Source organism: Paenibacillus dakarensis (genome assembly GCF_001373415.1).
Classification (GTDB): Bacteria; Bacillota; Bacilli; order Paenibacillales; family Paenibacillaceae; genus Paenibacillus_AQ; species Paenibacillus_AQ dakarensis.
The window spans coordinates 74,620-82,941 of sequence record NZ_CDSE01000021.1 but is presented as its reverse complement, the minus strand read 5'-3'; the positions used below and the strand labels follow the sequence as shown (position 1 = coordinate 82,941).

Annotated in this window: 8 protein-coding genes; 1 reads left to right on the top strand and 7 read right to left on the bottom strand. The window is 45.7% G+C overall.

Annotation, left to right across the window (positions count from 1 at the left end; genetic code table 11):
• Window positions 1–61: 61 nt before the first annotated feature.
• The 5 genes from BN1234_RS06045 to BN1234_RS06025 all read right to left on the bottom strand — a co-directional run bounded on the left by BN1234_RS06045 (window position 62) and on the right by BN1234_RS06025 (window position 5,151).
• Window positions 62–994 carry an SMI1/KNR4 family protein gene (locus tag BN1234_RS06045; protein WP_054955761.1) on the bottom strand — a complete coding sequence of 311 codons (933 nt, stop codon included), beginning with the start codon at window positions 992–994 and terminating at the stop codon, window positions 62–64.
• Window positions 995–1,062: 68 nt separating this feature from the next.
• Window positions 1,063–1,380: an MGMT family protein gene (locus tag BN1234_RS06040; RefSeq protein ID WP_054955760.1), complete on the bottom strand. Its 318-nt coding sequence runs from the start codon at window positions 1,378–1,380 to the stop codon at window positions 1,063–1,065.
• On the bottom strand, window positions 1,377–2,258 hold the full coding sequence (locus BN1234_RS06035) for an RNA polymerase sigma-70 factor (protein ID WP_054955759.1): 882 nt from the start codon (window positions 2,256–2,258) through the stop codon (window positions 1,377–1,379). The genes BN1234_RS06040 and BN1234_RS06035 overlap by 4 nt, the downstream gene beginning before the upstream one ends.
• 37 nt (window positions 2,259–2,295) lie before the next feature.
• A complete protein-coding gene (locus tag BN1234_RS06030) occupies window positions 2,296–3,480 on the bottom strand; it encodes an NAD(P)/FAD-dependent oxidoreductase (protein ID WP_054955758.1) in 1,185 nt (394 codons plus the stop codon).
• A gap of 159 nt (window positions 3,481–3,639) precedes the next feature.
• Entirely contained in the window at window positions 3,640–5,151 is a 1,512-nt protein-coding gene (locus BN1234_RS06025; protein ID WP_054955757.1) for a malate:quinone oxidoreductase, read from the bottom strand.
• Between the two features lie 338 nt (window positions 5,152–5,489).
• Here BN1234_RS06025 and bsh point away from each other — a divergent pair, with 338 nt between their 5' ends.
• Window positions 5,490–6,479, top strand: a complete 990-nt coding sequence (gene bsh / locus BN1234_RS06020; RefSeq protein ID WP_054955756.1) for a choloylglycine hydrolase — start codon at window positions 5,490–5,492, stop codon at window positions 6,477–6,479.
• A 73-nt stretch (window positions 6,480–6,552) separates the two neighbouring features.
• Here bsh and BN1234_RS06015 read toward each other — a convergent pair whose 3' ends face one another.
• Together BN1234_RS06015 and BN1234_RS06010 are read right to left on the bottom strand one after the other, a co-directional pair.
• On the bottom strand, window positions 6,553–7,326 hold the full coding sequence (locus BN1234_RS06015) for an ABC transporter permease (RefSeq protein ID WP_054955755.1): 774 nt from the start codon (window positions 7,324–7,326) through the stop codon (window positions 6,553–6,555).
• The gene (locus tag BN1234_RS06010; RefSeq protein ID WP_054955754.1) at window positions 7,298–8,287 is read right to left on the bottom strand and encodes an ABC transporter ATP-binding protein; all 990 of its coding nucleotides are present in this window, start codon (window positions 8,285–8,287) and stop codon (window positions 7,298–7,300) included. The genes BN1234_RS06015 and BN1234_RS06010 overlap by 29 nt, the downstream gene beginning before the upstream one ends.
• Window positions 8,288–8,322 lie beyond the last annotated feature (35 nt).

Below are 8,322 nucleotides of genomic sequence, written 5' to 3'. Positions count from 1 at the left end.
AAAACAAAAGGGCATTCCCCATGGAATGCCCTTTCTCTATACCTCGGCCTGAAATCCCGAGTTATTCCTTCACTAACCCACGCACAAATGCCTCAAAGCTCGGTGCCAGCTTGGTCACTTTGTGGCCGCTTCCTTGATCGACATGGACCACTTCCGGTTCACCGTCATTACCTGTCTCGCGGTAATCAAGCATGATCACGCCGGACTCTGCCAGAGCAATGACCACTCCAAACTCAGGATATCCTCCACTTTCAATTAAGGACCGGCTGCCTGATTCCCCACATAGGGAGTGGCTCTTCTCCCGTCCAATCCCCAGAATGCCGGAGATTTGAATGGAGCCTGTGTTTGTATGGAATTGTCGATTGTAAGGAACGCCTCCATTGTGCTGCTTCATCATTTGAATGTAATAATCCGGCAGCTTAAACACCAGGGATTCCTCTACAGATTCAATAAGTTTATCCGTAGGGGGAGCAGAAACATAGGAGTCCGCATTCGGATCACTGTCATCCCAGAAGTTTGTATAATCAAAATCCGTATCAAACAAGACAGGACGCGTAACTTCTACATCTTCAGAGGACTCTTCCTCTTCGTCCTCATCTTCCTCTTCCTCATCCTCGGATTCTTCGTCTTCCTCGTCTTCCTCTTCCTTCAAACTCGCAATCGATTCAAGGAAGTCCAGTGTATCCTCATCTCCAGGATCTAACCGGTCTGCTTCTTCAAATGCCTTCTGCGCATCATCATATTGATCCAGATAGTAATAAGCTAGTCCTATACGGTAATGCCAGAGCGGATCATCCTTTCCCTCTTCTTCAATAAGGAGGAACTGTTCAATCGCCTCTTCATAACGCTCGAGATTATTCAGCGCCCGTCCTAAATGACTTATCAGCTCATAATCCCGTTCCTCCGCCGGAATTTCCATAATTGCATCTACAATCGCTTCATATTCATCTTCTTCGTGCCACGTTTCGAGCTTCTCTAACAGATCATCCCGCATCATTTCTGCCTCCTACTTAAAAGCCTTTTTGAAATTATACCATTTCCGGCGCTGCTCTCTCCACCGCATCATTTGGATTTAACCGGTACATAACGATACCTCGATAAATCGATGAGACCATCATTCCCAGGGATAACCCCTTCATCTCGTAAATAGACCAGCTGCATAAAGCGGGACTCGTCATCCTTTATCGCAATCTCGCCTTTTGCATTCACGACCCGATGCCACGGGAGCTCGTAGGCTCTGCTCATCGAATGGAGAATCCGGACGACCTGCCTTGCCCCTCTCGGGCTTCCAGCCAGCTCGGCAATTTGACCATACGTCATGACGCAGCCGGCTGGAATACCTTTTATAATATCGATCACCCGTGCTGTAAATGGATTCATTCGTTCACGTCCTCTTGTTCCATCAATCCCTTGAGTTTATCCGGGTTTCTGACAAAATATAATTGACGAATCAGACTCCCCTCCAATTGTATAAGCACTGCTGTTTCAATTCGATCTCCAGACCGAATAAGAACTCCCGTTTCTCCGTTTATCTCCCTCATTTCAACAAGCATTCCGCTCTCACTATTATGCGACATACGTACAAGACCCAAAAGAAAGCGAGCAACCGAAGTAGAGGAAGTGATTGGATGCAGAGCAGCGATTACCTTTCCGCCTCCATCGGAAATGAGTACAGCGTCTTCCGAAAGCATGGATATCACAGCATCTACATTAGCCTGCTCGAGGGCCGTGATAAATTGCCGAACCCACTCTCCGCTGGTTGTATTCGGTTGGACGAACTCTTCTTTGGTTACCCCCATTTTTGCTCTTGCACGACTGACTAGCTTGCGGCAATTGGCTTCACCTTTGCCTACCAGTTCGGCAATCGCAGAATAATCGAAGCCGAGTGCCTCTCGCAGCACAAACACGGCTCTTTCCAAAGGCGACAGCCTTTCAAGCAATACTAGCATGGCGTAAGACAATAGTTCTCCGCGGGCAACCGATTCATAAGTTTCATCCTCCGAAGTGAGAACGGGCTCAGGAAGCCACTGTCCAAAATACTGCTCCCGCCGTTTTCTTGCTGACTTATTCAAGTCGAAACAATGATGGGTCACCATTTTACATAGATAGGCTTTCGGATGGGTCAAACGCTCCGGATTAACGTTATGCAGCTTCAGAAATACCTCCTGCACAGCGTCCTCCGCATCCGAAACTGAGCCTGTAAGTTGGTACGCAAGCGTGAATAACAGCTTTTTATACCGTGCATATAACTCCTGCATTTCGCCACTTCCCCATCTTTTTAAACGAGTGTTTGTCTTATTTTAATAAACTTGCTAAGTCCCAGGTATATTTTCGGATTCCCAGACCCAGCTTTCCAGTAAATACGAAGTCTACTCCCCATTGACGAGTCCACGCCATTCCCTGTTCCGGTCCTAATCCAAAACAGAAGAAGTCCATGAAGCTTTTATGCGAAGGCGCTGGACGTCCTGCAAGATCTGCCGCTACAATCCTCCCAAGTCTTGCCGCCTGTGCGCCCGCCTCCTTACAGGTGTTCCCGTCTACCCTTCCGCTGGCTGAATCTACAATATGCGCACAGTCTCCAATACTATATACACCTGGTGCACCCTCTACGCGATAACTTGTATCCACGAGCACATATCCCTCTGAATTCACCCTCAGCCCCATCTTGGCCAACATCGGATTAGGCAGTAAGCCCAATGTCCAGACACACAGCCCAACAGGCAGTGTCCTTCCGGTTGATAAAGTAAGCACCCCTTTTTGCTCATGCAGCACTTTGCTTTCATGGCATACCGTTACACCAAGCGCCCTCAGAGAGCGTTCCAGCTTAAGTCCTACCTTAACCGGTCCTTCCTGGAAAAGCCTCTTGTTATGGTTACATAAATAAATATTCACTAAGTCCGGATTGAGTCCTAATCTCTTGGCATCCTCACGAACAAAATAAGCCAGCTCTGCTGCGGTCTCAATACCGCTTATTCCTGCTCCAGCTACTGCAATGGTCATTAATCTTGCTCTTTCTGACGCATCTCTTATCTGGGTTGTCTTCATCAGGTTAGAGCGCCATATCTGGTGAATCTTACGTGCCGCTTCCAGGCCCGTTAATGCTACTCCCCCCTGATTTGGTTCGATCTGCCGGACCGTACTTCCTGCTGCCACGACCAGAATGTCATATTTCATTGAATTTTCATTTCCTGCAGTATCCTGGAGCAGCAGTCTTTTCTCGCCTGATTCGATTCTCGTTACCTGACCCTGAACGATCTCCACTCCGGAAGGAAACAATTTCAATAAAGGGATGGTAATATCCTGATCCTTAGCCGCAGGCTTAAACAATAGTACTTTGCGAGTATGATAAGGGTGCTTATCTATTAAAACCAGCCGAAGCCTGATTCCCTCAGTCTTATCCCGGATTGTATCCTGAATCTCTTTTACAGCATGTATGCCCGCATATCCTCCGCCAAGAACAATGCATGTAAGCTCCTTCATCTCACAACACTCCTTGTTTATGATTTGCTCATATAACGAGATGAAGGATGATTCTGTGACATCAGTTCTCTGCAGCTAATTTATTTCTTTCTTCCCATAACAAAAAGAGCCTTTCCCATAAGGAAAAGCTCTTTAATCTATTCAATATTTACAACGCCCCTAGCGTGCAACCTGTAACGGAGGTTTTCCGTTTCCGTTCAGACCAAGCGCCTCTGATGTTGTCTTATGAATCTTCCGAATCAGCTCGGGTTCATCCGCGATCCTGATTCCGTAAGAAGGAATCATTTCTTTAATCTTCGGTTCCCAATCCTTAAGATGCTGCGGGAAGCACTTCTCGATCACTTCAAGCATGACAGAGACAGCGGTAGAAGCACCCGGTGAAGCACCAAGCAGCGCAGAAATCGAGCCGTCAGCTGCACTCACCACTTCGGTACCAAATTGGAGGGTTCCTTTACCTCCGGTAGCCGTATCCTTAATGACTTGTACCCGCTGACCAGCCACCACCAAGTCCCAATCCTCGCTCTTAGCATTCGGGATGAACTCACGCAGCTCTTCCATGCGCTTCTCCTTCGATAACATCACCTGCTGAACGAGGTATTTCACTAATGACAGGTTCTTCGCACCCGATGCCAGCATGGTAAGGATATTATTCGGTTTCACCGTGCCGATCAGGTCAAACATGGAGCCGGTCTTCAGGAACTTGGGTGAGAAGCCTGCAAACGGTCCAAATAGCAAAGATTTTTTATTATCGATATACCGGGTGTCGAGATGCGGAACCGACATAGGCGGTGCACCAACCTTCGCCTTGCCATATACTTTGGCATGATGCTGTGCGATAACCTCCGGATTGTTACATGACATGAACAGTCCGCTGATCGGGAATCCTCCAATATGCTTGCCTTCCGGAATACCGGATTTCTGAAGCAATGGAAGGCTTCCACCCCCGCCGCCGATAAAGACGAATTTAGCCGTATGGCGTTCGATATTACCGCTTTCATTTTTGATCTTCAATTCCCACGATCCATTACCTGCTCGCTTGATGTCTTCGACATTATGCTTGTAACGAATATCGACATTCTTCTTCTTTAAGTGCTCGAACAGCATGCGCGTTAAAGCACCAAAGTTAACGTCTGTGCCCGAGGCTATTCTGGTTGCCGCCAACGGTTCATTCGATGGGCGATCCTTCATAACCAGTGGAATCCATTCCTTCAGCTTGTTCGGGTCATCGGAAAATTCCATCCCTTGAAACAGCGGATGCTGTGACATCGCTTCAAAACGTCTTTTCAAAAATGCTACATTACTCGCTCCATGCACTAAGCTCATATGAGGCAGCGGCATAATAAAGTCTTGCGGTTTACGAATGAGCTTGCCATTAACCAGATAAGACCAGAACTGCATGGAATCCTGAAACTGTTGATTCACTTGAATCGCCTTGCTAATATCCACCGTTCCGTCGGGTCTTTCAGCGGTGTAGTTCAGCTCACACAGTGCAGCATGCCCAGTACCCGCATTGTTCCATTCATTCGAGCTTTCTTCTCCTGCGCCTGCCAACTTCTCAAACACTGTAATTTTCCAGTCCGGTGCTAATTCTTTAAGCATGGTTCCCAAGGTTGCACTCATAATGCCGGCACCAATCAAGATAACGTCTGTTTCGGTTTTTTGGCTACTCATTTTTACCGTCCTTACACGTTAATATTTTGAGAAAAGATGTAGGTTCTTCTCCCTGCTCAGGTTCAACAGTTACCTAGGCACACCTTTTCTGGATGAAAATACATGAAGATATTTATTATTATATGATAGTTATATTCTATTTGAAAGCCGTTAAATATTGTGAAATCGCTTCATTCAGTCGTAAAACAGCCTGTTTTGGCGCAAAATGGCGAATATTTTAGATTATAACGGTTTTAACCTGCTAATGATTTTGTTTATTTAAATGAATGATTCAGGGAATGTTAAGTGCAGCTAGTAAAAAAGATCAGACATCACAAGCTAAGGAAGGATGCAACCCGATGTGTACAGCATTAACTTTGACAAGTAAGGACGGCTTTCACTTTTTCGGCAGAAATATGGATCTTGATTACAACTTTAATCAATCTCTCCTGTTCGTCCCAAGAAACCTGGAATGGAAAAACGCAGTGAGCGGGGAGTCTACTAAAACAAAATACGGCTTTTTAGGAATGGGGTCCCTGGTGGACAACCATCCGCTTATGGCAGATGGAATGAATGAAAAGGGATTAGCGTGTGCTGGACTTAACTTCCTCGGCTTCGCTCATTTTGAGGAGGAACAGACAGCTGGAAAAGTGAACTTGGGGCCTTATGATTTGATGTTATGGATTTTATCTAACTTCGAATCGGTTTCTGAAGTGAAGTCGGCGCTTGACAGCGTAAATCTGGTCGATAAACCTTTTGCTCCCCGCCTCCCTGTCCCTACCCTCCACTGGATGGTTTATGATACGAATGATGAATCGATTGTCATAGAAGCTACAGCTGAGCGAATCTCTGTATTGGATAATAAAATTGGCGTGTTAACGAACCAGCCTACATTTGATTGGCATCTCACGAATTTAAATCAATATATAGCATTATCGCCTACGCAGCCTGAACAGGTTACATGGCATAAGCAGCCATTAGAGCCGATCGGTAATGGACTAGGGCTCCGTGGATTACCGGGTGACTTCTATCCCTCTTCACGGTTTGTAAAAACGGCACTCCTGAAGAGCTACGCCGCACTCCTGGAGACAAAAGAATCGACGATGGCGGAATTTTTTCATATTCTCGGCAATGTGGCTCCCGTAGGGGGTTCTGTGATCACCCAGGAAGGTAAAATGTTTAAAACCTTATATACCTCCTGCATGTGTCTTGAAAGTGGAGAATATTCCTATACAACCTACAATAATAATCAGATTAATGCGGTAAATATGTTCAAAGAAGATATGGATGGTCAAGAAATCAAGGTGTTTCCGTACATGGATAAACAGTCCATACACTTCCAGAATTAAATGTACAGCATGACCAATAAAGAGGAACCTATTTTTTTATAATAGGTTCCTCTTCGCTTTTTGAATATTCGCGCTAGTATTGCCCGAGGAGCCCTTTTCTCATAGCTACTTTCTCACAGCGAAGAAATACAAAGAGCCCTGCAGCTAAATAGATTAATGAATTTAATAACAGCACCCCATAATCCGCCAAAGGCAATTGTGTAAGGGTCAGATCCTCAATCATCACGGTCCTCACCATATCTACACCTTTAACGAACGGAGCAAATGCCAGAAACGGAGCCACACTTAACGGGACAAAGACAAGCCCCATCAGCACAAACTGAAAAATCTGCAAAAATGCCTGTATCTGCTTTACGATAATGGCGAGACCGGCAATCATAAAGCTAACGCCGATCATGCTCACCATCGTTACGATGATGATCGGAATCGTTGTCATGGGATTCAGACTCAACCACTGCCCGGAGGTTAACATCGAAGCAAAGAGCAGGATGACCATGATGAGTGACTGCAAGCCCAATTGACCTATGATCCGCGAAAGCATGATCTTCCATACGCCCATCGGAGACATATATATTTGCTCCAACGTTCCGCGCGTCGCTTCGGTAATAACCGAGTACCCGATAAAATTCATCGTCATCATCGTCAGGCTCCAGAAAACAACACTAACAATGGAATATTGAACATTTGTATCAAAGGTTGCTGGATCACCTATGAACATAATCCCAAAGAATGCGGCTAGGAACACAATATAAAAGGTGAATATGAGTGCGAACGTATTCGGTAAATAACGCTTTAACTCGATATATTCCTTACGAAAATTAGCATTCAACAAATGCAGCCACTTCACGAGGCTTCCCTCCCTTTACAATCTGAATAAACACCTGCTCAAAGTCGATCGTGATGCGATCAATGCTTTCGACGACCGTTCCTTCTTCTTTCAGCAGATCAAACAGCTCGTAGATATCCTGACTGTGCTCTAAATTCACTTCTATGATGCCTTCATGTGAGCTTGCTTTATATGTACTTAAAGGGAAGCGACTGTACAGCTTCATCTCTTGTTCAGCACTTAACTTCTCGCTGAGCTTAATGGAATACGCCCTTGTCTCAAATAACCTCAGTAAGTTCTCCACCTTTTCGTCAATCACCACTTCGCCTTTGTTAATAATAATGGCGCGGTCACACAACTCCTGAACCACAGGCATGTCATGTGAGCTAATGATGATGGTGCGCTGTTCTTCCGTAACGATCGATTTTAAGATCTTCCGCAATTCATAACTGACTTCCACGTCCAAACCTAAAGTGGGCTCATCCAGCAAGATCACATCCGTATTCGCTAATAAAGCGACAGCGATGGCAAGCTTTTGCTGCATCCCCCGGGATAATTCATTAACGAGCTGATGTTCCTTTTCTTTTAGATGGAATTGATTTAATAATTTTTCCGTCTGAGCGGCAACTTGCTGCCGGGAATAACCCCGGTTACCTGCAAAATACTCCAGGTTCTCCCGTACGGTAAGCCGCCAATATAGATTTCGGTTCCCCTCGAGCACCGCACTGATATGCTCCAGAGCCTTGAGTCTCTTCCTGCCAATATCTAAACCGTTAATATGTATAGAACCTGCGTCCGGCTCCAATAAGCCGCAGAGCATCTTGATCGTTGAAGTCTTCCCCGCGCCGTTTGGCCCTAATAATCCCAGAACCTCACCCCGGTTCACATGAAAGGAAATATCTCGAACCGCATGGATCTTCTCCTTTGTTTTTCTCTTTCCATACATCTTGCTTATGCCCCGTACTTCGATAAGCTTCTCCAACACTTCATCATCCTTTCCCGTACAAAATGAACATG

Excerpts from the sequence above, each read along its gene's own strand:
- bsh (WP_054955756.1), top strand. The coding sequence starts at position 5,490 with ATGTGTACAGCATTAACTTTGACAAGTAAGGACGGCTTTCACTTTTTC.
- BN1234_RS06045 (WP_054955761.1), bottom strand. The coding sequence starts at position 994 with ATGCGGGATGATCTGTTAGAGAAGCTCGAAACGTGGCACGAAGAAGAT.
- BN1234_RS06030 (WP_054955758.1), bottom strand. The coding sequence starts at position 3,480 with ATGAAGGAGCTTACATGCATTGTTCTTGGCGGAGGATATGCGGGCATA.
- BN1234_RS06035 (WP_054955759.1), bottom strand. The coding sequence starts at position 2,258 with ATGCAGGAGTTATATGCACGGTATAAAAAGCTGTTATTCACGCTTGCG.
- BN1234_RS06040 (WP_054955760.1), bottom strand. The coding sequence starts at position 1,380 with ATGAATCCATTTACAGCACGGGTGATCGATATTATAAAAGGTATTCCA.
- BN1234_RS06025 (WP_054955757.1), bottom strand. The coding sequence starts at position 5,151 with ATGAGTAGCCAAAAAACCGAAACAGACGTTATCTTGATTGGTGCCGGC.